This window comes from Microbacterium oxydans (assembly GCF_000956405.1).
GTDB classification, from domain to species: Bacteria; Actinomycetota; Actinomycetes; order Actinomycetales; family Microbacteriaceae; genus Microbacterium; species Microbacterium oxydans_C.
Window position 1 is genome coordinate 339,942 of the sequence record NZ_JYIV01000027.1, and the last position, 25,493, is coordinate 365,434.

General features: G+C 69.9%; 16 protein-coding genes. 4 read left to right on the forward strand and 12 right to left on the reverse strand.

Features of this window, described 5'->3' with window-relative positions:
* Positions 1–33: 33 nt before the first annotated feature.
* The 3 genes from RN51_RS12365 to RN51_RS12375 all read right to left on the reverse strand — a co-directional run bounded on the left by RN51_RS12365 (position 34) and on the right by RN51_RS12375 (position 8,542).
* Positions 34–5,226 carry a choice-of-anchor G family protein gene (locus tag RN51_RS12365; protein ID WP_045264316.1) on the reverse strand — a complete coding sequence of 1,731 codons (5,193 nt, stop codon included), beginning with the start codon at positions 5,224–5,226 and terminating at the stop codon, positions 34–36.
* Between the two features lie 260 nt (positions 5,227–5,486).
* Entirely contained in the window at positions 5,487–7,241 is a 1,755-nt protein-coding gene (locus RN51_RS12370) for a glycoside hydrolase family 3 protein (RefSeq protein WP_045264317.1), read from the reverse strand.
* A gap of 2 nt (positions 7,242–7,243) precedes the next feature.
* Complete coding sequence (locus RN51_RS12375) at positions 7,244–8,542, reverse strand: MFS transporter (protein ID WP_045264318.1); 1,299 nt, start codon at positions 8,540–8,542, stop codon at positions 7,244–7,246.
* Between the two features lie 119 nt (positions 8,543–8,661).
* On the opposite strand from RN51_RS12375, the gene RN51_RS12380 reads away from it, so the two are divergent.
* Complete coding sequence (locus tag RN51_RS12380) at positions 8,662–9,960, forward strand: TetR/AcrR family transcriptional regulator (RefSeq protein ID WP_231579293.1); 1,299 nt, start codon at positions 8,662–8,664, stop codon at positions 9,958–9,960.
* 191 nt (positions 9,961–10,151) lie between these two features.
* Here RN51_RS12380 and recQ read toward each other — a convergent pair whose 3' ends face one another.
* Positions 10,152–12,179 carry a DNA helicase RecQ gene (gene recQ, locus RN51_RS12385; RefSeq protein ID WP_045264319.1) on the reverse strand — a complete coding sequence of 676 codons (2,028 nt, stop codon included), beginning with the start codon at positions 12,177–12,179 and terminating at the stop codon, positions 10,152–10,154.
* A 206-nt stretch (positions 12,180–12,385) separates the two neighbouring features.
* On the opposite strand from recQ, the gene RN51_RS12390 reads away from it, so the two are divergent.
* Positions 12,386–12,730 carry a GNAT family N-acetyltransferase gene (locus RN51_RS12390; RefSeq protein ID WP_045264320.1) on the forward strand — a complete coding sequence of 115 codons (345 nt, stop codon included), beginning with the start codon at positions 12,386–12,388 and terminating at the stop codon, positions 12,728–12,730.
* Complete coding sequence (locus RN51_RS12395) at positions 12,727–13,644, forward strand: pirin family protein (protein WP_045264321.1); 918 nt, start codon at positions 12,727–12,729, stop codon at positions 13,642–13,644. The genes RN51_RS12390 and RN51_RS12395 overlap by 4 nt, the downstream gene beginning before the upstream one ends.
* Positions 13,645–13,775: 131 nt before the next feature.
* Here RN51_RS12395 and RN51_RS12400 read toward each other — a convergent pair whose 3' ends face one another.
* The 7 genes from RN51_RS12400 to RN51_RS12430 form a co-directional block, all read right to left on the reverse strand.
* Positions 13,776–15,233: a cation acetate symporter gene (locus RN51_RS12400; RefSeq protein ID WP_045264322.1), complete on the reverse strand. Its 1,458-nt coding sequence runs from the start codon at positions 15,231–15,233 to the stop codon at positions 13,776–13,778.
* A complete protein-coding gene (locus tag RN51_RS12405) occupies positions 15,230–15,604 on the reverse strand; it encodes a hypothetical protein (protein WP_045264323.1) in 375 nt (124 codons plus the stop codon). The genes RN51_RS12400 and RN51_RS12405 overlap by 4 nt, the downstream gene beginning before the upstream one ends.
* Complete coding sequence (locus RN51_RS12410; protein WP_045264324.1) at positions 15,601–16,338, reverse strand: LytR/AlgR family response regulator transcription factor; 738 nt, start codon at positions 16,336–16,338, stop codon at positions 15,601–15,603. The genes RN51_RS12405 and RN51_RS12410 overlap by 4 nt, the downstream gene beginning before the upstream one ends.
* Positions 16,335–17,525, reverse strand: a complete 1,191-nt coding sequence (locus RN51_RS12415) for a sensor histidine kinase (RefSeq protein WP_045264325.1) — start codon at positions 17,523–17,525, stop codon at positions 16,335–16,337. The genes RN51_RS12410 and RN51_RS12415 overlap by 4 nt, the downstream gene beginning before the upstream one ends.
* A gap of 31 nt (positions 17,526–17,556) precedes the next feature.
* Entirely contained in the window at positions 17,557–17,802 is a 246-nt protein-coding gene (locus RN51_RS12420; RefSeq protein WP_045264326.1) for a YbdD/YjiX family protein, read from the reverse strand.
* 15 nt (positions 17,803–17,817) lie between these two features.
* Positions 17,818–20,103 (reverse strand): carbon starvation CstA family protein, encoded by a 2,286-nt coding sequence (locus RN51_RS12425; RefSeq protein ID WP_045264327.1) that lies wholly within the window; start codon positions 20,101–20,103, stop codon positions 17,818–17,820.
* Between the two features lie 276 nt (positions 20,104–20,379).
* Positions 20,380–23,574: a S8 family serine peptidase gene (locus RN51_RS12430; RefSeq protein WP_197073250.1), complete on the reverse strand. Its 3,195-nt coding sequence runs from the start codon at positions 23,572–23,574 to the stop codon at positions 20,380–20,382.
* Positions 23,575–23,741: 167 nt separating this feature from the next.
* Between RN51_RS12430 and RN51_RS12435 the strand changes: the two genes are divergently transcribed.
* A complete protein-coding gene (locus tag RN51_RS12435) occupies positions 23,742–24,287 on the forward strand; it encodes an ECF transporter S component (RefSeq protein ID WP_045264328.1) in 546 nt (181 codons plus the stop codon).
* Here the strand turns inward: RN51_RS12435 and RN51_RS12440 are convergent.
* Positions 24,259–25,479, reverse strand: coding sequence for a heparan-alpha-glucosaminide N-acetyltransferase domain-containing protein (locus tag RN51_RS12440; protein WP_156149175.1), 1,221 nt, complete (start codon positions 25,477–25,479; stop codon positions 24,259–24,261). The two genes, RN51_RS12435 and RN51_RS12440, sit on opposite strands and share 29 nt — an antisense overlap.
* Positions 25,480–25,493: the final 14 nt, after the last annotated feature.

Consider the following 25,493-nt stretch of genomic DNA (forward strand, 5'->3'; position numbering starts at 1 on the left):
CGGTCCCGACCACTCAGCGTTCCTGCATCGCGATCACTCCGTCTGGATCAGTCGCCGTCGGGATGTCGCGAGCCTCATCGTGCCCAGGCCGAGCATGAGGAGCAGTGCGGCCAGAGCGATCCATCCGCCCTGCACCTGTCCACCGGTCGTGGCCAGACCCGAGGCCACCACCTGGAACGAAGCCGATACGCTGCCCGAGGTCGCCCCGGTCAACGTCACGGTGTGCGATCCCAGGTCGGTCGCGGTGGGGATGGTCCACGTGAAGGTGACCGTCCCCTGCGCGTTCGCGACCTGGCTGCCCAGCGCGAGAGGGTCGGAGGACATTACACCGGTGACCCTCTCTCCGGGCTTGAATCCCGTTCCGACGGCGGTCTGCTGCTGTCCGCGTGCCAGGACCGGAGACTTGAGCGCGATCGCGATGTTCCCCGTCGGGTCGGCTGCCGCGTCCGCCGAAGCACTCGCGGTGGCGGATGCGGATGCGGCAGCGGTGGCTTCGGCTGAGGCGTCGGCCGCAGCCGATGCCGATGCCGTCGCCGACGACGACGCGTTGGCCGCTGCAGCAGCAGAGGCGTTCGGATCCGCATCGGCCGCAGCCGAGGCGTTCGCCGCGCTCGTCGAGGTCGCATCGTTCTGCGCCGCCGCCTGAGCCGCCGCCGCTGCGGAGGCGTTCGCCGCCGTGGTGGCCGTGGTCGAGGCATCCGTGGAGGCATCGGTGGTCGCCGCCGCCTGGGCTGCGGCATTGGCCGACACGTCGGCCGCAGCGGATGCCTGACTGGTGGCGTTCGCGAGTGCCGCGGCCACTGCCGCCGCCTCAGCCGAGGCGTTGCTGTCGTCGTCGGCCTGCGCGGAGGCCGCCGCCGACGCCGAGGCGTTGGTGTTGATCTCCGCCGAGGCATCGGCCGAGGCGACCGCGTCCGAGGAGGCGTCGGTCGAGGCGTTCGCGATCGCCGCCGCGCTCGCGTTCGCCGCCGCGCTCGTGCTGGCATCCGACGTCGCGGTGGCCGCAGCCGCCGTGTTCGTCGTGGCGTCGGCCAGGGCTGCGGCCTGGGCCGCGATTGCCGCACCGGCGTTCGCTGCCGAGGTGGCATCGGCCGTCGCCGCCGTGGACGAGGTCGCCGTGGCCGCCGACTGCGATGCGGCGTCCGCTGCCGGGTCGGCCGCCGCCGATCCCTCCGCCGTCGCGTCCGCGAACGCTGCCGCCTGCGCGGACGCTTCGGCGACGGCCGCGGTGGTGGCATCGGCGTTCGCGGAAGCGGATGCCGAGGCAGCCGCGTTGGCGTTGGTCGAGGCCTGCGCGGACGCGTTGGCGGACGAGTTGGACGTCGCTGCCGATTCCGAGGACGCCGCCGAGTTCGCCTGCGCTGCCGTCGAGGCGGCGGCGTTCGCGTTGGTCGAGGCATCAGCCAGCGCTGCGGCCTGGGCTGCGACGGCCGCGGAGGCGTTGGCCGTCGACGTCGCGTCGGTCGACGCTGTCGTCGACGCCGTGGTCGTCGCCGCCGCCTGGGCGGCCGCGGTCGCGTCAGCGGTCGCAGCTGCCGACGCCGACGAGGTCGCGTCGGCCAGCGCAGCAGCCTGCGCGGCGGCCTGGGCCGACGGGTCGCCGTCCGCGGTCGCATCCGCCGAGGCCGACGCCGACGCGGCGGCGTTGGTGTTCACATCGGAGGGGCCGCCGGGAGCCGTCACCTCGGTGGTGTCCGTCGCGGTGACGGCACCCGAGGTGGCAGTCAGCGTGTATCCGGTTCCGGGGCTTGTGCCGACTGGTACGGGATAGTTCGCCGTGAAGGCTCCCGACGCATCGGTCGTCGCCGTCACCGGACCGCCGACGTTCGCGCCTCCGCCCGGGGCGGTCAACTGCAGCGAGACCGAGGAGCTCACGGGCCAGCCGGAGCCGGTCACCGCGAGGTTGCTGCCCGCCGGAACCTGGGCTGCGGCATCGAGCACGACGGGAGCCGCGGTGACCTCCGTGGCGTCCGTCGCTGTCTGCGCACCGGCTGAGGCGGTGACCGTGTAGCCGGTGCCCGCCGGAGTACCGGCCGGAACCGGGTAGTCGAGCGCGAAGCCACCGAGCGCACCGGTCGTGGCCGTGCGCGGAGTACCGACGGCCGCGCCGCCGGGTGCGGTCAGCTGCACCGAGACCTGCGTGTTCGCCGGCCAGTTCGTGCCGGTGACGGGCAGATCATCGCCCGCCTGCACCGTCGCCGCCGCGTCCACCGTGGCCGCAGCCGTCACGGTGGTCGTGTCGGTCGCGGTCTGGGTGCCGACGGTCGCCGTCACCGTGTAGCCCGCACCGGGCGTCGCCGAAACCGGCACCGGGTAGTCGAGCGTGAAACCGCCCGAGGCGTCGGTCGTCGCCGTCACGGGACCGCCGACATTCCCGCCACCGGGAGCGGTCAGCTGCACCGAGACCTGGGTGGTCGCCGGCCAGTTCGTACCGGTCACTGGAAGGCTCGTGCCCGCCTGCACCGTCGCCGCCGCGTCGACCGCCGCGGCCGCCGTGACCTCTGTGGTGTCGGTCGCGGTCTGAGCGCCGACGGTCGCCGTCACCGTGTAGCCCGCACCGGGCGTCGCCGAGGCAGGCACCGGGTAGTCGAGCGTGAAACCGCCCGAGGCGTCCGTCGTCGCCGTCACGGGACCGCCGACACTCCCGCCACCGGGAGCGGTCAGCTGCACCGACACCTGGGTGGTCGCCGGCCAGTTCGTCCCGGTCACCGGAAGACTCGTGCCCGCCTGCACCGTCGCCGCCGCGTCGACCGCCGCTGCGGCCGTCACCTCGGTCGTGTCGATCGCCGTGATGGCCCCTGCGGTCGCGGTGACGGTGTACGCCGCGCCCGGAGCCGCAGAAGCGGGAACCGGGTAGTCGAGCGTGAAACCACCCGAGGCATTCGTGGTCGCCGTGACCGGGCCGCCGACGTTCGGGCCGCCGCCCGGAGCCGTCAGCTGCACGGACACCTGGGTGCTCGCCGGCCAGTTCGAGCCGGTCACCGGGAGGCTCGTGCCCGCCTGCACCGTGGGCGCGGCGTCGACCGCGGCCACGGGGGCGGCCGTCACCTCGGTGGTGTCGGTCGCCGTCTGCGTGCCCACCGACGCCGTCACGGTGTAACCGGTGGCTGCGGGAATGCCGGCCGGAACCGGGTACGCGAGTGTGAAGGTCCCGGAGCCGTCGGTGGTCGCGACGCCAGGGCCACCGACGTTTCCGCCGCCCGGTGCGGTCAGCTGCACCGAGACCTGTGTGTTCGCAGGCCAGTTGGTTCCGGATACGGCGAGATCGGTACCCGCTTGCACGGCGGGGGCCGCATCCACGGTCGCCGCTGCCGTGACCTCCGTCGTGTCGGTCGCCGTCACCGCTCCGGCCGTGGCCGTGACGGTGTATCCCGTCCCGGGGGTCGCCGAGGCGGGTACCGGGTAGGAGAGTGTGAATCCACCGGACGCATCCGTCGTCACCGGCTCGGGGCCGCCGACGTTCGCTCCACCCGGCGCAGTGACCTGCACGGACACCTGGGTGTTCGCGGGCCAGCCGGAGCCGGTGACGGGCAGGTTCGTGCCTGCCTGGACCGTCGCGGCCGCGTCGATGGCGGCGACGGCTGCCGCGGCGGCCTTGACCGTCGAGGAACCGAGGTCGAGAGAGACCCCGCCGCCGACGGCCGGGAGCAGGTTCACTCCAAGCGCGCGCACCGTGAAGCTGCCGCCCGGGATGTCTCCCGTCGCCGGCTGCTCGTTGATGGTGATGGTCGCGATGTTCGAGAGCACACCCTGGAGCACGGGGTCGAGCGTGCTGAGCACGGGACCCGTGAGGGCGGCGAGTGCCGGCTGCACGAGCGGGATCACGCTGTTCAACGCGGTGTTCACGAGCGGACCCGTGGTCGTGGCCACCGCGTTCGTCACCGTCGCGATCACCGGGTTCAGGAGCACGCCGATGTTGAGGCCGGCGAGGGTGATGTCGGTCGTGACAGCGGGGAGCGGAGTGGCGGTGCCGGCGAACTGCGCCAGCGAACCCTTGACCAAGACATCGCCGGACACGAGCGGCGTTCCGGTGAGCGGCACAGTGAGGGCGACGCCCACCGTGATCGTCACCTGGAGGGCGTCGAGCGTCGACTTCAGGATCGTGGAGACCTTGCCGTTGAGGCTGTTCGGATGGGTGCCGGTGAGCGCGGAGGTGATCCCCTGCTGGATGGCGGAGATCGTGGTGGCCGAGAGCACGGGGGTGTTCGCCGGCAGGGTGTTGAGGTTCGCGCCCGCGCCCGTCTCGACCAGGATCTTGGCGAGATCGACCGAGACCGTGCCGGTCCTCAGGTCGACGAGCACCGAGCCGGTCGTGTTCTCGACGGGGGTCTGCAGCACCTGGGTCGCCACGGTCTGGCCGACCGTGTCCAGCCCCGCGATCGCGACGGTTCCGCCGGTCGCGGTGAAGGCCGCGACGAGTGGCACATCCGGGATCGCGTTGATCGTGTTCACGATCGTGGTGGTGAGCGCGGTCAGCGCCCCACCGGGCCCGGTGAGATTGCTCACAGGGGTGACCGTGCCCTGGATCGCGGAGGCGAGAGTGCCGGAGAGTCCGGCGACCAGGCTGCTGTGCAGATCGAGGTTCAGGTCGGCGATGCGGTACTGGGACGTGACCGTTCCGGCGTTCGACTCGGCGCGCGACGCGAGCGCGCCGATGCCGACCGAAGCCTGGTCGAGGACCGCATCGGTCAGGCCGGCCACGGCGAGCTGGTCGAAGAGGTCGGTGAGTTCGAGGGTGCCGGGGTTCGAGCTGCCGTCGATGGCGCCGGTGTCGATCGCCCCACCCGAGGTGATCGTGCCCGACGAGGCGATCGACTGGGTCTGGGTCGGCGAGGAGCTGAAGCTCTGCGCGGCGCCCAGGTCACCGAGCCGCAGCAGACCCGGCGTGGTGCCGTCGGTCAGCAGCGGCACGTTCAGGGTGCCGACGTCGATGTTGAGCGCTTCGAGCAGTCCGACGTTCAGGCCGCCGAGCTCCGCCCCGGGGGCAGCCGGGTTGCTCGTCAGCGTGTGACCGAGCGCGGCGATGTCGAGTCCGCCGAGCAGCGCGGCCGGCAGCTGGATGATCTGCCCCTGCGCGACCGACGGATCGTTCGGATTCGCCGCGTCCAGTGCATTCGCCGCTGTCGGCGCCAGTGCACTCGCGAGGATCACCGCACCGACGGTGACGCCGGCGATGCCCCCTCCTGCTGCCCTGCGTCGCCGCAGAGTCCTCTCCTGCAATTCCATTCGCTACTCCCGTGTGATGCGATCTTCCGCGTCACATGGCCCCCCCACGGGTCGACGTCAGTCGGCCGAGCGATGTTGAGGACAGTATTACGGGATACCGGACGCGATGTCCAGCATTCGTCCAGAGAACTTTTCCGCCACCGTCATCGGCCGAGACACTTCGCCATCTCCCGACATCGACTCCGCGATCGGGGGCTCGATGGCACGACGAAACGCCCCGCGGCCGGAGGCTGCGAGGCGTTTCGCGAGTGCCCTCGGTACTACAGCGAGAGCCCGTGACCGAAGCGGAACAGGGGGTCGGTCGTGTCGAACGGCACGTCGGGACGCGAGGCCTCGACGGCCGCCATCGACCGTGGCAGGTCGAACGGCAGTCGCCCCCGTGCGGGGAACGTACCGCTGAGCACGTCCAGCAGTGCCGCGCCGGACGCACCCCAGTTCACCGTGATCGCTGCCGCGACCTCGGCGAGCGGCGTCAGGATCGGCGGGCGGTCGGCGAGGACGTCGACCACGGTGGGCACGGCGGCCGCGACCTCGCGGACATGGGCGATCACGTCGTCCGGGAAGTCGAGGGAACCGGCATGGAAGAAGTTCTCGAACATGGTCGCGCGCTCCTCGAACGGAGCCTGCAGCCGGATGACGGCCAGATCGGCTTCGGCAGGCGTCTCGACGACGTCCGCGAACTTTTCGGCCACATCCACGTTGATGCCCTCGACGTACAGCTTCAGGCCGCGCGCGAAGGGCAGGGAGCCGTCGTTCGCGAGCACCGTGATCGACGCGCGCTGGGCGTCCTCCCCCGCGGCACGGAAGTCGGCACGGCCCACGATCTCATCGGCGGCGTCCTCGTCGACGTATGGGTTCTCGAACAGTCCGAGCTCGAACTTCTCACGCAGGATGCGTCGCGCCGAGATGTCCAGCCGCGCCTCGGTGACCTCACCGTCGGCGATGAGCTCGAGCAGCAGCTCCGGGTTCGCCTCACCGCCGAACTGATCGGCGCCCGCATCGAGCACCTTCTTCATCCGCTCGCGAGGCGTGAGGTCTTCCACGCCCCATGCCCGAGCAGGGAAGGGCTGCCCGAAGATCTCGGAGTCGCTGATGAGGCCCCAGTCGGTGCACACCAGGCCGTCGAAGCCGTACCGTTCACGCAGCAGGCCCGTGATCACCGACTTGTTGAAGCCGAAGCCCACCTCCTCGTACTCCGTGCCGACGGGCATCCCGTAGTACGGCATCATCTGCCGGGTGCCCGCGGCGAGCGCGTCCTCGAACGGCTTCAGGTGAAGCTCGAACTCGCCGCCAGGATAGACCTGCTCACGACCGTACGGGAAGTGCGGATCCTCGCCGTCCTTCTGGGGCCCGCCACCCGGGAAGTGCTTCGTCATGGTCGATACCGAGCCGGAGCCGAACGACTCCCCCTGGAATCCGCGGATGTAGGCGGCGCCGAGCTTTCCCGACAGCTCGGCGTCTTCTCCGAAGGTCGCCGTCTGACGGGCCCAGCGCGGCTCGGTCGCGAGGTCGACCTGCGGGTGCAGAGCCACACGCAGCCCGACCGCCGTGTACTCCTGGCGGGCGATGTCGGCGAAACGTTCGACGAGCTCCTCGTCACGGGTGGCTGCGAGCCCGAGAGTCTCCGGCCACTGCGAGAAGGGCCCGGCCAGGATCGACGCTCCCGGGTTCTCGCTGAACGAGTGCCGGGGGTCGGTGGAGAGCGTCACCGGGATGCCGAGGCGCGTGGACGCCGCGAGCCGCTGCAGGGCGTTCTGCCAGGCGGCGATCTCCCGACCGGTGGGCGCGGCACCCAGCAGGTTGAAGTGCGTCATCTGCTTGGACTCGAGGAACTCTCGGGCCGACGGCGTCGCGAACACCGGGTTGGGCTCTTCGAGGTCGCCGATCGCGATCATGGTGTGGAAGAAGAGCCCTGCCTTCTCCTCGATGGTCATGGCGTCGAGCAGCAGCTGCACCCGCTCGTCGACCGAGAGGTCGGTGTCGAGCCAGGGGCGCGCGATGGTGGTCTCGGTCATGGTCACTTGACTCCCTTGATGCGGTAGACGAGCACGGCGCCGGCCAGCGCGACGAGCGCGCCGAACAGGTACCACGTGGTGTAGCCGCCCAGCGGCGTGGCTGCTCCGATGGCGATGATGCCCGGCGCGATGGCAGGAGCGATCGACTGCGGCAGGGCGTTGGCGATGTTCAGCACACCGAGGTCCTTCGCCACGTCATCCGGGTTGGGCAGCACCTCGGTCGCGAGGGCGAGGTCGACGGAGAGGAACGATCCGGCTCCGAGACCGATGATCGCCTGGGCGATGATGACGGTCGTGACGTCGGGGGCGATGGCGAGGATGACCAGACCGACCACCATGATCACGCCGGCGACGGCGACGAAGGGACGACGCTTGCCGATCTTGTCCGAGAGGAAGCCGCCGAGCGGGGAGGAGATCGCCATCGCCGCCATCGAGGCGAGGTTGGCCGCGAGGATGACGCCGACCGCACCCTGCTCGTCGAGGCCGAACTTGGTGACCAGGTACAGCGGCAGGAACGTGGCGATGCCGGCATAGCCGAACATCACGAAGAACTTGGTGAGCCAGGTCCATCCGAAGTCGGGGTGCTTGCGCGGGTTGAACACGAACGAGCCGAAGAACATCCCGATCGTGAACTTCTCGGCGGGCTTCTCGGTGAGGCGGCGGTCCTTCAGGATCAGGACGAACACGATCACCAGGATCAGCGCGATCACGCCGGGCACGACGAAGCGCTCGAAGTCACCGGGGAGGAAGTTCACCAGGAAGCTGCCGGCGAGGATGCCGATCGGGGTCGTGATGCCGATGATCCCCGACACCTTGCCGCGGCTGGTGACCGGCACCTGGTCGGGCAGGGTGGCGTTGGCCGCCGCGAGCACGGCGTTCATCGCGGTCTGCACGAGGCACCAGGCGAGCAGGACCATCCAGACGGAGTTCGCGGAGCCGATGAGGAAGAACCCGCCGAGGCCGACGACGGCGCCGCCCAGGATCCACGGACGACGCATGCCCCAGCGCGAGGTCGTGCGGTCGGAGAGTCTGCCGACGAGAGGGTTCGCGACGAGGGCGAAGATCGCGCCGACGCCCATCACGAGTCCGAGGCTTCCCTCGGTGTTCACGGGGTCGATGTGCTGGATCTTGAAAGCCATGGACACCATCACCGGGGTGAGAAGCGCCAGATAGACACCGAAGTTCACCGCGGCGAGGCCGGGGGTGTAGCCGCGCGGGGTCTTGGGCGGCGTGGTCCCGGGGGCCTTGAATCCCGTGGTGCCCACCGCGGCCGCGTTGGCGGCGGATGACAGCTCTGTCATGACAGTCCTTTCGATTCACCGCACATCTTCGGGCGATGCGGTTCTGGCATGACAGTACACCAATCTCGACCGATTGGTAAGTCAAATTAGACCGTCTGGTAATGAGCGAGGATAGAGTGATGACGGAGGATGCGATGACGATGACGGCGACCGGAACCCGTCACTCGCGCGCCGTCGCGACCAGGCAGCGCATCCTCAGCGCGGCGCACGATCTGTTCGTGACCCGCGGCTACCGATCCACCTCGCTGCGCGACATCGCCGCGGCCGCCTCCGTCAGTCATCCAGGGCTCCTCGGCCACTTCGCCTCCAAGGACGATCTGCTCGGCGAGGTGGTCGCCGAGCTCGAAACCGAGAACGAGACCGTGTTCAGCGCGATCTCGGCCGCCTCCGAGCCGGGGGAGCTGGTCTTCGCCGGCATCGCCGAGCGGAATGCACGCACTCCCGGCTACCTCGAGCTGTTCGCCGCACTCACAGGGGAAGCCTCGGCCCCCGGCCACCCCGCGCACGAGCGGATGCGCGAGCGCTACTGTCGGATCCGCGCGCTGAGTACGGACGTGCTCGAAGACGCCAAATACCACGGAGTCGTCGCCGCCGATCGCGACGTCGACGGCGAGGCCGTCCGGCATACGGCCGGCTGGGACGGACTGCAGCTGCTCTCGCAGTACCTTCCCGATCGGGTGGACGTGGTGGAGATGCTCGAGGAGCGCGAGAACCTGTGGGCGCTGCCTCACGGGTGGCGGGACCCCGACGACGACGCCTCTCCCGATGCCGCTGCTCCCTCCGATCCCCTCCCCCGGCTGCGCGCCACCACCCTCGCCGACACCGACGCGGACCCCGGCTATGCAGTCGGACGCCGGCGGCGCGCACAGATCCTCTCCGACGCGATGCGTCTGTTCGCCCGTGACGGCTACGGCGACACCAGCCTGCAGGACATCGCCACCGCGGTCGGAGTGTCGAAGTCGACGCTGCTGCATCACTACGCGTCGAAGGAGCTGCTGCTGAGCGCCGTGCTCACCGAACGCGACAGCGCCATCAACGAGAACCAGATGTTCACGAGCGCCGCCTCGGCTGCCACGGTGCTGCGCAGCATCCCCGACGGTGCTGCGCTCAGCGCGCGGGACGAACCGGGACTGATCGAGGTCTACGCGGTGCTGTCGTGCGAGGCGGTCCCCGTCGCACACCCCGCGCACGACTACTTCACGATGCGGTTCGCGAACGCCCTCGACTACTTCACCGAGCTCTTCCGCCTCGCTCAGGTCGACGGCGACCTGCCGGCACACCGCGATCCCGTGCACGAAGCCAGCTGGCTCATCGCGATGTGGGACGGTCTCCAGTACCAATGGCTGTACGACCGCGAAAGGGTCGACATCGCCACGCACCTGCGGGCCCATCTCGACGACGTGCTGCCTCGGCGCTGAGACGGCACTGCGCTCCGCATCCGGTGCGCTGTGCGCGGCTCCAGGCGCGGCGATCAGCGTCGGCGTCGCCCGCCTGCATGCCCCCGAGATCGCGCCGCGCTCGTGCACCGAGCTCAGACGCCGGGTTCAGGCGCCGGGCTCAGGCGCCGGGTTCAGACGCCGAGGCCAGACGCCGGGTTCAGGCGCCGGGTTCAGGCGCCGGCGATCACCGCGAGAACGCCTTCGCCGTACGCTTCGCGCTTCTTCGCTCCGATGCCGGTGATCCCGTCGAGATCGGCGAGTGAACTCGGGCGGTGTTCCGCGAGCGCACGCAAAGTCGCATCTCCGAACACGATGTACGCGGGCACGCCCTGCTCCCGCGCTGTCTCGGCCCGCCATGCGCGCAGTGCCTCGAACAGCGGCCGGTCCCCCGTGTCCAGGGCATCGGCGGCGCTGGCCTTGCGGGCACGCCCCGAGGAGGTCGGACGCCCGATGGTGTCCTTGCGCAGCGGGACAGCGGTCTCGCCACGCAGCACTCCGGCCGCCTGCTCACCGGGAGCGAGGGTGCCGTAGTCTCCCTGCGCGACCAGGATGCCGCGGGCCAGGAGCTGACGGACGACGCTGCGCCAATCCTGATCGGAGAGGTCGCCGCCGATGCCGTATGTCGCGAGCTTGTCGTGGCCCTGCTGCCTGATGCGCTCTGTCGAAGCTCCGCGGAGGATGTCGATCAGATGACCGGCGCCGAACGCCTGATTGCGCTCCCGCTTCAACCGCACGATCGTCGACAGCAGCTTCTGCGCGGGCACGAGGCCGTCGAACGTCTCCGTGTCGTCGAGGCAGGTGTCGCAGTTGCCGCACGGCTGCGACTCCTGGCCGAAGTAGCCGAGCAGGTTCTGCCTGCGGCATTCCACGGTCTCGCACAGCGCGAGCATGGCGTCGAGGTGCTGCCCCATCCGCATCTTGAACGTGCGATCACCCGGGCTCTGATCGATGAGCCTGCGCTGCTGCACGACGTCGCCGAGTCCGTAGGCCATCCAAGCCACCGAGGGTTCGCCGTCTCGACCGGCACGCCCGGTCTCCTGGTAGTAGCCCTCCACGGACTTCGGTAGATCGACGTGCGCGACGAAGCGCACGTCCGGCTTGTCGATGCCCATCCCGAATGCGATGGTGGCGACCATGACGATGCCGTCCTCGCGGAGGAAGCGCGCCTGGTTCGCGGCGCGCACCTCGCCGGGCAGACCCGCGTGGTACGGCAGGGCGTCGAACCCCTGGGCGGTGAGATAGGTGGCCGTCTGCTCGACCGACTTGCGGCTGAGCGCGTACACGATGCCCGCCGCGCCCTCCGGCTGCGAGCGGATGAACTGGACGAGCTGCTTGCGCGGATCGACCTTCGGTACGATGCGGTACTGGATGTTCGGGCGGTCGAAGCTCGCCACGAAGTGCGCCGCGCCGTCGAGGCGCAGACGCTCGGTGATCTCCTTGTGCGTCGCTGCCGTGGCCGTCGCTGTGAGCGCCATGCGCGGCACCCCGGGGAACCGCTCACCCAGGTCGCCGAGGGCCAGGTAGTCGGGGCGGAAGTCGTGTCCCCACTGCGACACGCAGTGCGCCTCGTCGATCGCGATCACGCTGAGAGTCCCGCGCTGGAGCAGCGCCGTGGTGTGAGAGTTCGAGAGACGCTCCGGTGCCACGTAGATGAGGTCGAGCTCGCCGGCGACGTAGGCCCTCTCGACCTCGCGACGCTCATCGATCGCCTGGGTGGAGTTGAGGTAGGCGGCCTTCACACCGTTCGCCCGCAGCGCGTCGACCTGGTCGTGCATGAGAGCGATGAGCGGGCTGATCACGAGGCCGGTGCCCTCGCGCACGAGCGCCGGCACCTGATACGTGATGCTCTTCCCGCCACCGGTCGGCATCAGCACCACGGCGTCTCCGCCCGCGATGACCTGCTCGACGATGTCGGCCTGATCGCCGCGGAAGTCGTCGTACCCGAACACCGTGTGCAGCGCCTCGCGCGCGGTGGCGTAGCGGCTCGGCGTCGCGCGGCGCTCGACCGGCGGGCGCACGGTGGGGGAAGAAGTTACGGGGGTGACCGGGCCCTGCCCCCAGTCGAGAGGGGGCTCGAAGCCCGCGCCCTGAGGTTCCCAGTCCATCGGCTCCGGCGGGTAGGAGGCCTCCCAGCCGTCGTCGTAGGGCTCGTCGGCGTACGGCAGATCCGCGTACGGGTCACGGGGAGTCTGCGGCATCCCTCCAGCGTAACCACCCCTGCTGACGGCGGCTGTGCGTCATCCACAACCCGCGTCGGCCTGCTGCCGAAACCCAGACCACCCGCCGTCCATTCGGAGTGTCGTGTTCCGACGCGCCGGAGCTGCAGCCGACGGTCTGGGTTTCCGCCGGGCCCGACCCCGCACACGGGGCGTAGGTTGGAGGCATCCGTTCGAAGGAGCAGCCGATGACCGACATCACCGTGACCCGCAACGACGAAGACTCGCGCTTCGAGATCCGCTCCGACGACGTGCTCGCCGGCTTCGCGGCGTTCGACCTGCGCCCCGGATCCATCCGCTTCCTGCACACCGAGATCGACCCGGCGTTCCAGGGCCAGGGACTGGCGGGCACGCTCGCGTCCGAGGCCTTGGCGGATGCTGTCGGGCGCGGTGAGGCGATCGTCCCCCTGTGCCCGTACATCGCGAAGTACCTCGAGACGCACGATGTTCCCGGTGCCGAGATCCGCTGGCCGAAGTCCCCGTCCGGATCTGCCGGATCCGCGGGCGAGGACCCGACGGGCCGGGCGGAATGATCGGGCAGCACCGCCTGCTCATCGAGCCGCGCGAAGTGCCCCTCGGCGGAGTGCGCGGCATGAACGTGCTGCGAGCGCTTCCCCATCGCAACCTCCCCACGATCGGGGCGTGGTGCTTCCTCGATCGGTTCGGCCCCGCCGACACGAAGATGCGGGTCGAACCGCATCCGCACATCGGGCTGCAGACCGTGACCTGGCCGCTCGTGGGAGAGATCCGGCACCGCGACTCGCTCGGCAGCGACGCGGACCTGCGCCGTGGACAGCTCAACCTCATGACGGCCGGCAACGGCATCTCGCACTCGGAGTACTCGGTCGGCGACGAGCCGGTGCCCCTCGACGCGCTGCAGTTCTGGGTGGTGCTTCCCGAGTCGAGCCGACACGGCGATGCGGGCTTCGAGCGGCACACCGAGCTGCCGGCGGTCATACTTCGGGCGGATGAGGGCTCCGACGCCGAGGCCACCGTCGTGCTCGGCGACTTCGCGGGGACGCACTCCCCCGCCACGGTGCACACCCCCATCGTGGGAGCGGAGATCGTGCTCGCCCCCGGTTCCCGTGTGCGCCTGCCGCTGCGTTCGGACTGGGAGCACGCGCTCATGCTCGTCGAGGGCGACGCCGTGGTGGCGCAGCATCCGCTCGATCGCAACGCCCTGCTCTACCTGGGCGACTCGCGCGATGAGATCGAGGTGTCGAGCGACGACGGCGCACTGCTCTTCCTGCTCGGTGGCGAGCCCTTCGAGGCGGACATCGTGATGTGGTGGAACTTCGCCGGCCGCTCGCACGACGAGATCGTGGAGGCACGCGAGCAGTGGGAGGCGGCGTCCGACCGCTTCGGGATCGTGGCCGGCCACGACGTGCGCATCCCCGCTCCGCCACTCCCGCCCGTTCGCCTCATGCCCCGCAGCCGCAAGCTCTGACGCCCTCCCGACTCGCTCCCGTCGCACTTTCTGTCGCTCCGGGCGGCTCCATGCGACAGAAAGTGCGACGGGAGCGCACGGGCGCGACGGGTACGGGCGCGACGGGTACGGGCGCGACGGGTACGGTGCACTCAGCCGCGCTCGGGGGTGTGCACGCGCGCGAGGAAGCGCTCCGTGCGCGGCGACGGACCCCGCGGATCCAGCAGCGAGACGATGACAGTGACCGCCGTGGCCAGCGGGATGCTCCACGCGGCGGGCTGCGCGAGGTAGGGGGCCGCGACTCCGATGCCGCCGACCAGCGCGTGCACCAGCAGGGCGAGTCCGGCCGCGCATCCACCGGACACCATCCCCGCCACGGCTCCTCGAGCGGTGAGCCCCCGCCACCACACGCCGAGCAGCACCACCGGTGAGAGCGTCGACGCCGCCACCACGAACACCACGCCGACACTCGACCCGAGGCCGGCCGGCGCCGTCAGCAGCGCCACGGCGAGCGGCACGAGCGCACACAGCATCGCCGACAACCGGAAAGACCGCACCGATCCGGAGAACACGTCCTGGCTGATCACGCCGGCGAGCGACACCACGAGGCCGGCGGATGTCGCCAGGAAGGCAGCGAACGCCCCCGCGACGATCAGCGCGGTCAACAGCTCGCCGAACGCCCCGGGGAACACGCGCGAGGGCAGCAGCAGCACGGCCGTGTCCGCGACGCCGGGAACGGCGAGGTCGGGAGCGGCGATGCGCGCGAGCAGTCCCATCGTGCTCGACACCGCGTAGAAGGCGCTGACCATGCCGATGACGATCACGGTCGTGCGTCGTGCGGAGACCCCGGTCGGACTCGTGTAGAAGCGCACCAGCACGTGCGGCAGACCCATGGTTCCCAGCAGCAGCGCGAGCAGGAGGGACGCCGTCTCGTAGGCGTCGAACCCCGAGGGCCCGGCCTCGACGGGGAACACGTGCGCTGGATCGAAGTCGTGCGGCCCGTCGCTGAGCGCGAACGCGATGAAGACCACGGGCACGAGGAGTGCTGTGAGCTTGAGCCAGTACTGGAAGGCCTGCACATAGGTGATGGCGCGCATGCCTCCCGCGGCGACCGCGGCGGCGACGAGCACCGCGACGGTCACGGCACCCACCCATTCCGGCAGCCCGGCGACGACGAGCAGTGTCAGCCCCGCTCCGTGCAGCTGCGGCACGATGTACAGCCACCCGATGACCAGCACAGCGATGCTCGTGACACGGCGCGCCGACCGTGACTCCAGCCGCGCCTCGATGAAGTCCGGGATCGTGTACGCCCCGCTGCGTCGGAGCGGGGCAGCGACGAACGCGAGGACGAGCAGATAGCCGGCCGCATACCCGATCGGGAACCAGAAGCCGCGGGCGCCGTCGAGCAGCACCAGGCCGGACAGCCCGAGGAACGTGCCGGCCGAGAGGTACTCTCCACTGATCGCCGAGGCGTTCCACACCGGCCGCACTGTGCGGGATGCGACGAAGAAGTCGCTGGTCGTGCGCGAGATGCGCAGACCGTAGATGCCGATCAACAGCGTCGCGGCGATGACGAGCGCGACGCCGATGAGGTCGAGGACCGCGTTCACTCGCGATCCCGGAGCGCACGGTATCGGCGTTCGTTGCGCACTGCCGTGCGCACGTAGAGCACCGCGAACACGACGATGATCGGGTAGAACGCGTAGGCCTGCAGCAGCCACGACAGCGGCAGCCCCCAGACCATGACCTGACCGACCTCGGGGATCAGTGCGATCACCAGGGTCAGCGCGATGACCACGACCACGAACCCCGCGATCGTTCCGAGCGCGAGTCGGAGCTGGCTGCGCATCAGAGCCCTCGCGTAGACCGCATCCGCCTCGTCCACCGGCGCGCCCGGCAGTGCGATGCCTCTCGTGAAGGCCGCCGGACGCCGATCGGGCAGATCAGCGGTCACGCGCACGCGCTTCGGCTTCTCCGTCATCCCCCGGCCTCCCCGCGCAGCAGGGCATCTCGCACCGTGGGCACCAGGCGCCTGCTCACGGGCAGCGAGACGGCGCCGATGGACACCGCGGGCTCAGCGCCGGAGAGCCGGGCCTCGGTCACGGCGGCGGTGCGCACGAGCGAAGAGCGGTGGATACGGAGGAACCCTGCGTCCGCCCACCTCGTCTCGAGTTCCGAGATCGGCGTGCGCACCAGATGCCCCGCACCGTCGCCGGTGTGCAGCCGCGAGTAGTCCCCCTGAGCCTGTACCCAGCGCACCTCGCTGCGACGCACGAACCGCACCACCGACCCGACCGTGACCGGCAGCATCTCGTCATCGCCGGGGGTCGGAGCCTCTGCGACCTCGACCACCCGCCCGACCGCCTGGCGGAGCCGCTCGATGCGCACGGGCTTGAGGAGGTAGTCGGCGGCACGCAGCTCGAACGCCTCCACCGCCCTGGCATCGTCGGCGGTCACGAACACGACGGCCGGCGGTTCGGCGAGGGCGAGCAGCGCACGCGCGAGCTCCATCCCGCCGAGCCCCGGCATGTGGATGTCGAGGAAGGCGATCCGCACCGCCCGTTCCGACAACAGCCGCAGAGCTTCCGCGCCCGAAGATGCGGTGACGATCGTGCCGATGCGCGCGTCCATGCGCAGCAGATGGACCAGCTCGTCCAGGGCGGGTCTCTCGTCATCCGCGACGAGCACATCGATCGGCAGCGCGCTCCTGGTCATGCTCGACCGTCGCCGTCCGGGTCATGCTGCGGCTGGGATTTCGGGACCCGCATGCGCACCAGGGTACCGGCGCCCGTGTTCGTCTCGACGACCAGAGCGCCGTCCGCACCGTAGAGCTGGCGCAGCCGGGTGTCGACGTTGCGGAGACCCACGTGGACACCGTCTTCGCCCGCAGTCAGCGTCGCGCGAAGCGCTTCTGGATCCATGCCGACCCCGTCGTCCTCGACCGTGATCTCGGTATGCGTGCCGTCGTCGCGCGAGGCGATGCGGATCTCTCCACCCCCTTCGCCGGGCTCGAGTCCGTGCCGGACGGCGTTCTCGACCAGCGGCTGCACCGAGAGGAAGGGGATGACGGTGGCCAGGGTCTCCGGTGCGATCTGCAACGTCACGCGCAGGCGGTCCCCGAACCGCGCTCGTTCGAGCTCGAGGTACGAGTGGATGCTGCCGAGCTCTTCGGCGACCGTCGTGAACTCCCCCTGCCGACGGAACGAGTAGCGGGTGAAGTCGGCGAACTCCAGCACCAGCTCGCGCGCCCGTGCCGGATCGGTGAGCACGAAGGAGGCGATCGCCGTGAGGGCGTTGTAGATGAAGTGCGGCGAGATCTGCGCACGCAACGACCGCAGCTCCGCCTCGGCCAACTGCGTCCTGGACGCATCGAGGCCCCCGAGTTCGACCTGTGCGGCGCACCAGTCGGCCGCCTCCTCCGCAGCACGCACCAACGCGGCGCGCACGGGCGCGGCGAAAGCGACCACGACTCCGATCACGCGTCCGTCGACGAGGATCGGCGCCCCGACGGCCTCGAGGTCGTCGTCCGCACCGGGCGCGGGGAACACCTGCCTCCGCCCCGACTCCGCCACTCTCGTGGCGATGCGACGGGCGGCGGACTCCAACCCGTCGGACGGCCCGTCGAACGACACCGTGCCCTCGGCGCTCACGATCGCGACCGCCGCGCTGCCGAGCAGCACCCGCAGGTGCCGCGCGGCCTTGACGACATCGGGGTCGGACAGTCCAGCACGCAGATGCGGTGCCGCCAGACTCGCCTGGTGCAGCACGGTCAGCGCGGCCTGTTCGGCGTCGCTCCCCAGGTCTGCGGCACCGCGGGCGAGTCGGCGCGCGAGCAGGAGGAGCACCGAGAGGACGATACCGCCGAGCACGCCGAGGATCGCTGCGAGAACGACGTCGGTCATGCCCTCAGCCTAGGCACTGGGCCTGCCGCGCTCAGCAGCAGCGGGCACCGGGGTTGCGATCCTGGTCGTCCATCCGCTGCCGCCAGAACTGCCGTTCGGTCAGCGGCTCCTCGCCGGGATGCACGCGACCGTGATGGGCGACGTATGTCGCATAGGCACTGTCGCCCATCAGAGTCGTGATGTACCAGCGGATGCCGCGGCCCGCCCGTGCTACGGCGCCGAGCAGCGTCCGCAGGAGGGTGGTCGCGGCATCCGTCCGATTCATGGTGTCGGCCATCTCAGTCCGTGGACATCAGTGGGTCGATGCCTTGCGCTCATCGGCCAGGATCGGCTCCCACTGCTTCTCGAGCTCTCGCTCCTCGGCGCTCGGCAGGAAGCCGGCCGGAGCGAACCGGCGCGAGGCGACGGGTGCGTCTTCGGTGTTCTCGCCGCCTCCGTTGCGGATCGCCTTGATCGTGACGATCACGGCCGCCACCATCACGATGATCGCGAGAGTCACGAAGACGATCGACAGCGTGCCCTGCACGGCGGTGTTGCGGATGACCGCGTCGAGGACCGCCGGCTCACCGAGAGAGGTGTCTCCGCTGTCGCGGGCGGCGACGTAGCGGAAGTGGTTCGCCCAGTAGCCGATCGCCGGCACCGGGGAGGCGATCTTGTACAGCGATGCGGTGATCGTGACCACTGCGGTGAACGCGAGGGGCAGCCCGATGATCCAGAGCCACTTGATGTAGCTCTTGCCGCGCTTGGCGACGATGGCCATCACCACGGCGAGCGCGATCGCGGCGAGCAGCTGGTTCGCGATGCCGAACAGCGGGAAGAAGGTGTTGATGCCGCCGAGCGGGTCGGTGACGCCGAGGATGAGGATCGCTCCCCAGCCGGCCACCATGATCGCGGTGCAGACCCACACCCCGGGGCGCCAGGAGACGTCGCGGAACTTGGGGAACCAGGCGCCGATCGAGTCCTGCAGCATGAACCGGGCGACCCGGGTTCCCGCATCCACGGCCGTGAGGATGAACAGCGCTTCGAACATGATGGCGAAGTGGTACCAGAACGCCATGAGCGCCTGCCCGCCGAGGGCCTGCTGCATGATGTGCGCGAGGCCCAGGGCCAAGGTGGGTGCGCCACCGGTGCGCGAGACGATCGACTCCTCGCCGACGAGCGTGGCTGTGCCCGTGAGCATCTCGGGTGTCAGGTTGACCCCGGTCAGGCCGAGCGAGTTCACGAAGGCCACTGCCCCTTCGACCGTGCCCCCTGTCGCGGCGGCCGGGGCGTTCATGGCGAAGTAGATGCCCTGGTCGATCGAGATCGCGGCGACGAGTGCCATGATCGCGACGAACGATTCCATGAGCATGCCGCCGTAGCCGATGAAGCGCGTCTGGCGCTCCTTCTCGACGAGCTTCGGAGTGGTGCCGGAGGCGATCAGCGCATGGAAGCCCGACAACGCTCCGCACGCGATCGTCACGAAGAGGAAGGGGAACAGCGGACCTGCGAACACCGGACCCATGCCGTTCTCCCCGAAGATGCTGACCGCGGGGACCGTGATCTCGGGACGCACCAGCACGATGGCACCGGCGAGCATGACGATCACGCCGATCTTCATGAAGGTCGAGAGGTAGTCGCGGGGGGCCAGCAGCAGCCACACCGGGAGCACTGCGGCGATGAAGCCGTAGACGATGATGCCCCACGCGATGGTGGTGCGGTCGAGGTGGAAGATCGCCTGGCCCCACTCGGTGCCGGCGACCCAGCCACCGCCGATGATCGCGGCCATGAGCAGCACGAAGCCGATGATCGAGACCTCGGTCACCTTGCCCGGACGCAGGTAGCGGAGGTACACGCCCATGAACAGAGCGATCGGGATGGTCATCGCGACCGAGAACACGCCCCACGGGCTCTCGCCCAGAGCGTTGACGACGACGAGCGCGAGGATCGCGACGATGATGAGCATGATGAGCAGCGAGGCGATGATCGCGGCGGTGCCGCCGATCCTGCCGAGCTCCTGCCGCGCCATCTGGCCGATGGTCCTGCCACCGCGGCGCATCGAGAAGAAGAGCACCGTGTAGTCCTGCACGGCTCCGGCGAGGACCACACCGACGATGATCCAGATGGTGCCGGGGAGGTAGCCCATCTGCGCCGCGAGCACGGGGCCGACGAGGGGGCCGGCGCCGGCGATGGCGGCGAAGTGGTGGCCGTAGAGCACCCGGCGGTCGGTGGGGACGTAGTCCTTCCCGTCCTGCTTCACCTCGGCGGGCGTGGCGCGGCGGTCGTCGGGGCGGGTGATGTACCGCTCGATGACCTTGGAGTAGAAGCGATAGCCGATCAGGTAGGTGCAGACGGCGGCGAACACGAACCAGATCGCGTTCACGGTCTCGCCGCGCACGATGGCGAGCATCACCCAGGCGACACCGCCGAGGAGGGCGATGGCCGTCCACAGCAGGATCTTCGGGAGGGTCCAGCGGCGGCTCTTGGCCTCGTGCTCCGCAGAGAGGGCGACGGGTGGGAGGTTCGGGTCGGTGGCGATCACCGGCTCGTCGTCGACGAGTCCGGCGCCGTCGCGGCGGCGCGACGAAGGTGCGGTCATGGGGGTCTCCTCGGGATACGCGACGTTGCGTTCCCCCACGTTAGGAAGACGCCGCTGTCGACATGGCTGCTCGCCGCTGTCGCTGCGACGAGCGGCGCTGATGGCGCGATGAACGGATGCCGGGCATGTCCGTTCACCCCGCCGCATCAGGCATTCACGCCACATCAGGCAGCTGCCTCACGAATCGGCCTGTTTTCGCGGGATCGCCTGTTTCCGAGCGCCACGCACACGACGCCCCGCGGAAGGGAGACCGCGGGGCGTCGTGCTGTCGAGGGGCTATTCCGGCTTCGCCGTCTCCGGAGCACTCGTCGGAGGAGCATTCGTCGGAGGCGCATCCGTCGGTGGTGCCTCGGGTGCCGGAGTCTCCGGAGCCGGGGTCTCCGGTGCCTTCGTCTCGGGTGCCGGGGTCTCCGGTGCCTTCGCCGCCGGTACGTCGACCGTCAGCACCGTGCGCACGTCGGAGTCGCCGTACTGCACGACGCCGAGGTAACGGGCGCCGGCGGTCAGACCGGTCCAGCCGAGGTTGTACGACACCTTCTTGCCGCGCACCGCCGCGAGCGGGTTCGGCGTCGCCGTGAGGTCGCCCTCGCCGTCGGCCTGCACGTTGGCGTAGGTCATGTCCCACGTCATCGGACCCGTCGTCGAGTAGATGTTCGCCACCACGAGGTAGGTTCCGGCCTTCGGCGACGGGATCGTGACCTGCTCGTCCGCCGAGCCGGTGGCCGAACGCCAGCGCTCGTAGTACTGCAGGTCATCCGGACTCACCACCCGGTACACGGTGAGGTCGAGGTCGCTGCCCTTGTCGTCGGACGAATCGAGGTCGAACCGCGAGAGGGTCGTCCCCTCCGGCACGTTCACGATCCACGACACGTCCTTGTTCGCATCGCCCGACTTCTCGTCACCCGAGTGGCCCTCGACGGGGTTGTCCGCGTCGGCCAGCAGCTCGAACGGCGTCAGACCCGAGAGCCCGAGCGCGAGGTCGCCGGTCAGACCGGGAGTGATCTCGACAGCGGTGCTGCCGTCGACGCCGCTGCCTGTGACCTCGGCCGGCGCATCAGCCGTGACCGGGAACAGCGCGATCGGCGAACGCACCGTGTTCTTCGCACTGGTCCAGGTGAGCGAACCCGTGGCCCACTGCTCCACCGGCGCGGTGGCGTTGTCGAACGTCACCGTGAAGGTCTTGGTCTGGCCTGGACGATCGAACTTCAGCTGCTGAGGCGTGACCTTGACGTTCACTCCGGGCACCGAGGCCTTGGCCGTGAAGGTGCCCTTCTCGGTCGAGGTGACCGTGCGGGTGACGGTCTGCGCACTGGTCAGGGAACCGATCGAGATCGATGCCTGGTTCAGATCGCTGCCGTCGATCGGGTCGATCCCGGGGAAGTCCGACAGGCCCTTCCCGTCGAGGAACGCCGCCCAGTCCTTCACCCCGTTGAGGTAGAGCAGACCGGGGTTCAGGTACCGCTTCGGGTCGACCTGGCCCGCGCCCTGCTCGAACGGGTTCGTGTTCTTCGATCCGTCGGGCAGCACGGTGTCGTAGGCGGTGGTCATCATCGCGGACTTGATCTCCGCCGGCGTCGCCTTGGGGTGCTCGCCGAGGTAGAGCGCGGCGAGGCCGGCCACGTGGGGCGCGGCCATCGACGTGCCGGAGAGGATGCCGAACGTCGGCTTCTCCCCCGGAGCGTTCTCGGTCGCCGCGAGGATCGCGACACCGGGAGCCGCGACATCCGGCTTCATCACATCGCTGCCGTCGGCCAGCATGGGTCCGCGGCTGGAGAAGCCCGCGATCTGCGGCGTCGGGGTGACGACGCCGGTGGTGTTCTCACCCACGAGCGTGATCGGGCGGTCCGTTCCGCCCTGCACGTACGCGAGCACGGCCGCGCGGTGCACGGCATTCAGGTGCACGGTCGGCACTGCGTGGAAGTCGTTGTCGAGCGAGTCGGCTCCACCCGGCACGTTCACGAGCACCATGCCGATGCCGCCGGCGTCCTTCACGACCTGCGACTTCTCGGCGCGAGCGTTGCCGCCGCGGTCGCAGACCACGATGTGTCCGGCGACCTTGGCCGGGTCGAGGGTGCCAGGCAGGCAGAGCTGCGGGGTGACGGCGCCCGCCGCCGCGGCGTCCACCGCGGCGATCGACGGTCCGGTGACCTTCTGACCGAACGGCACGCTCACCGAGGCTCCGGCCTGCGCGAACCCGTCGAACTGCACGGTGCCCTCCCAGGTCGGGATGGTCGATGCGGCCACCGTGGTGTACCAGGGCGAGGCGTGGTCCGCCGTGACCGGGTCGGGCCCGTCGTTGCCGGCGCTGGTCGCCACGAAGACGCCTGCGGCCGCGGCGTTGAAGAACGCGAGGTCCTCCGGAGCCATCACGGTGCTCGCGGCTCCGCCGCCGATGGAGTAGTTGATCACGTCGACGCCGTCGGCGACGGCCTGGTCGATCGCGGCGATCAGGTCGCTCTGCGCGCAGATGTCGTCGGTGGTGACCGTCGTGTCGGGGCCGACGTAGCAGGCCTTGTAGGCCGAGATCTTGGCCGCCGGCGCGACGCCCGAGATCGTGCCGAAGTCGACGTTCTCGATGCTGGCCTTGACCTTGAAGTTGCCGGCCGCGGTGCTGGCGGTGTGCGAGCCGTGGCCGTCGCCGTCACGCGGAGAGAGGTAGTCGTACTGGAAGTCGAAGCCTGCGGCCTCGGCTCCCGCGGAGAAGTACTGTCCGCCGATGAGCTTCGACGAGTAGTCGCTCTTGTCCCAGTCCTGGCCTTCGACCATCGCGGCCTGGAACTGCCCGCCGTCCGACTTGTCGAAGTAGACGTACGTGCCGTCGGTGTAGGGCTGGCCGCCCTTGTTGCGGGTGTTCTGCTTCTTCTGCTTCTTGATCTTCTTGCCCTCGAAGGAGGGGTGCTCCGGGGCGATGCCGGTGTCGATCACACCGACGACGACGCCCTCTCCGGCGGTCGCGACGCCTCCGGTCTGCTGCCACACCCCGCCCGTGCCCTTGCGGTCGTCGCCGAGGCCGAGGTAGTCGGTCGAGCTCTGCGCGTCGGGGTGACGGATCTCATCCGGGTAGACGCCGAGGACGTCCTTCGAGGCGCGGAGCGCATCGACCTGCTCGCCGCTGAGGTCGGCGCTGAAGCCGTTGAGGACGACCTGATACGTGGTGTCCGGCGTGACCCCGATGTCGCTGACGAGGTCGTTCTGCTCGGTCTGGAGATGTTCGACGTAGCGCTGCGAATCCTGCGACTGCGTCTCGAGCTGGTCGCCTTCGGCGGGCTTGGTGGCCTTCAGACCCTTGACGTCGCCCTCGTAGGTGGCGAGCGGATCCGACTTCATCACCACGATGTAGTGCCCTGGTGTGCCTGCGACGGGGACGGGGTGCGTCACCTCCTCCGTCGCGTAGCCCGCGGTTGCCGTCGATGCGATGAACAGCGTGGCCAGGGTGGTGGCTGCCGCCATCCGGAGGGGTGTTCGACCCATGTGGTGCTCCCGATGATCACGGTGCGGCCCTCTTGCTGCACCGCGGCCAACATATGCCCGACCCTGGCGATTCTCAGGAAGTCTGGCCGATCGGTCACCCGGCATTCGCCGATCGGCCAGGGTTATCCACGGCCGCCCTCGCGATACGTCGACAGTAAGCTGGAGAGGTGGCCCGCACCTCTGTCCTGACGACCCGCGTCCTGCTCGTATGCGCGGCCATCGGGGTCGCCACGGGCATCCTCGCGGGTATCGCCGGGTGGGTGACTCCGGTGCTGCTGGCGAGCCCCCTGCTGTTCCTCTACGGCCTGGTCCTCGGCTCGCACGTGCTGCCGGGCATCATCGCGCAGGAGGTGCTGCGCCTCCCGCTCGTCGCACTGATCACCCATGTGTTCGCCGCTCTGATCGCGAGCGCCTTCAACCCGGCGTGGGCGCTGCGGTTCATCGGCACCGCGCTGCTGTTCGGCCTGATCCAGGAGGGGGTGGCCGCCCTCACCCGCTACCGCTCCTGGGGCCCGTGGCGCTTCTTCCTCTCGGCGGCGATCATCGGCGTCTTCGTGGCGGTCGTGGTGTTCTTCGCCGCCCACCTCTCGGTGATGCCGCTGTGGGCGCAGATCCTCTACCTCGCGATCTCGGTGCTCGGGCCGATCGCGTGGACGGCCATCGGCCTCGCGATCGGCTCGGCACTCAGCCGCGCCGGCGTCGCCCGCCGCTAGGTACTCCACCCAGCCGCCGCGCGACGGCGCCCGAGACCGAACTCACGAGCGCCTCGAGGGGACCGCGACGCTTCAGCGCGGCCAGGATCGCGCCGATGACGATCGCCCCGAGGATGTGGATGCCGAGGATCGCCGGACCGAGGTACCACCACGGGATCTCGACCGACGCGTCGATCACACCGGACAGCAGCACGAACGAGGTGGCCGCCGCAGCGAGCACGTGCACCGTGTACACCGTGAGCGGAGCGGCTCCCGCCGCCCGGACGGGCTCGAGCACCCGGAGTGCGGTCTTCGGGAGGACTCCGGCGAGGAACAGCATGCTCGCGATGACGACGAGTGCGATGCCGACCCCGCGCAGGATGTCGAGGGTCGTCCCCGTGTGCGGCGTCTGCAGCGCGAGCGCCCACCACTGCGGAGACAGCGGAGCGCCGAAGCCCGGTGTGCCGATGATGCTCTCGGTGGCGGCAGCGGCCTCGGGCGGCATGGTCGCGACGAGGGCCGCGCGCCCGAAGAACTCGTAGACGAGCGCGCTGGTCGACACGGCGAGCACGGCGAGGAAGGCGCCGATGCCGGCCGTCCACGCGACGAATCGCTTCTCCGTGCCGTTGCGTCGAGCGGCGATCAGCAGTGTGGCGACGGCCATCCCGACGAGCACGTAGACGATCCAGGTCACGACCGGATAGGTGCCGGTGACGAAGATCGCGCGCAGTGCCACCGCCGGCTCCGCCCACTGCGGCCACGACACTCCGCCGCCCTCTCCGATGACCTCCAGCGCCTGTCGCAGGAAGGCGTTGAGGATCGGTCCCGTGATCGCGAGGATCGCCGCGGAGACGAGCAACCAGCGCGGACTCACCCTGAGGAACGGGATGCTGCACAGCATGGCGACGCCGAAGTAGACGAGGACGACCACGATGCTTCCCGGCGCCAGGGCGAGCGTGGCCCCGATGAGGATGACGAGCACACCCCGCACAGCCATCGCCCACCGCGCGGCGGCGACGTAGCCGCGCTCCAGGTAGGAGCGGGTGGCGAGCACGACGCTGATCCCGCCGACGACGGCGAACAGGGTCGACGCGTTCCCGTCGACGATGGTCGACACCCATTCGACGTGGCCGGGCATGCCTGCCGGCGGGAGCAGGTGCGCGCAGAACATGCCGATGATCGCCAGGAAGCGCGCGAAGTCGATGCCGACCATCCGGCCTCGTTCGC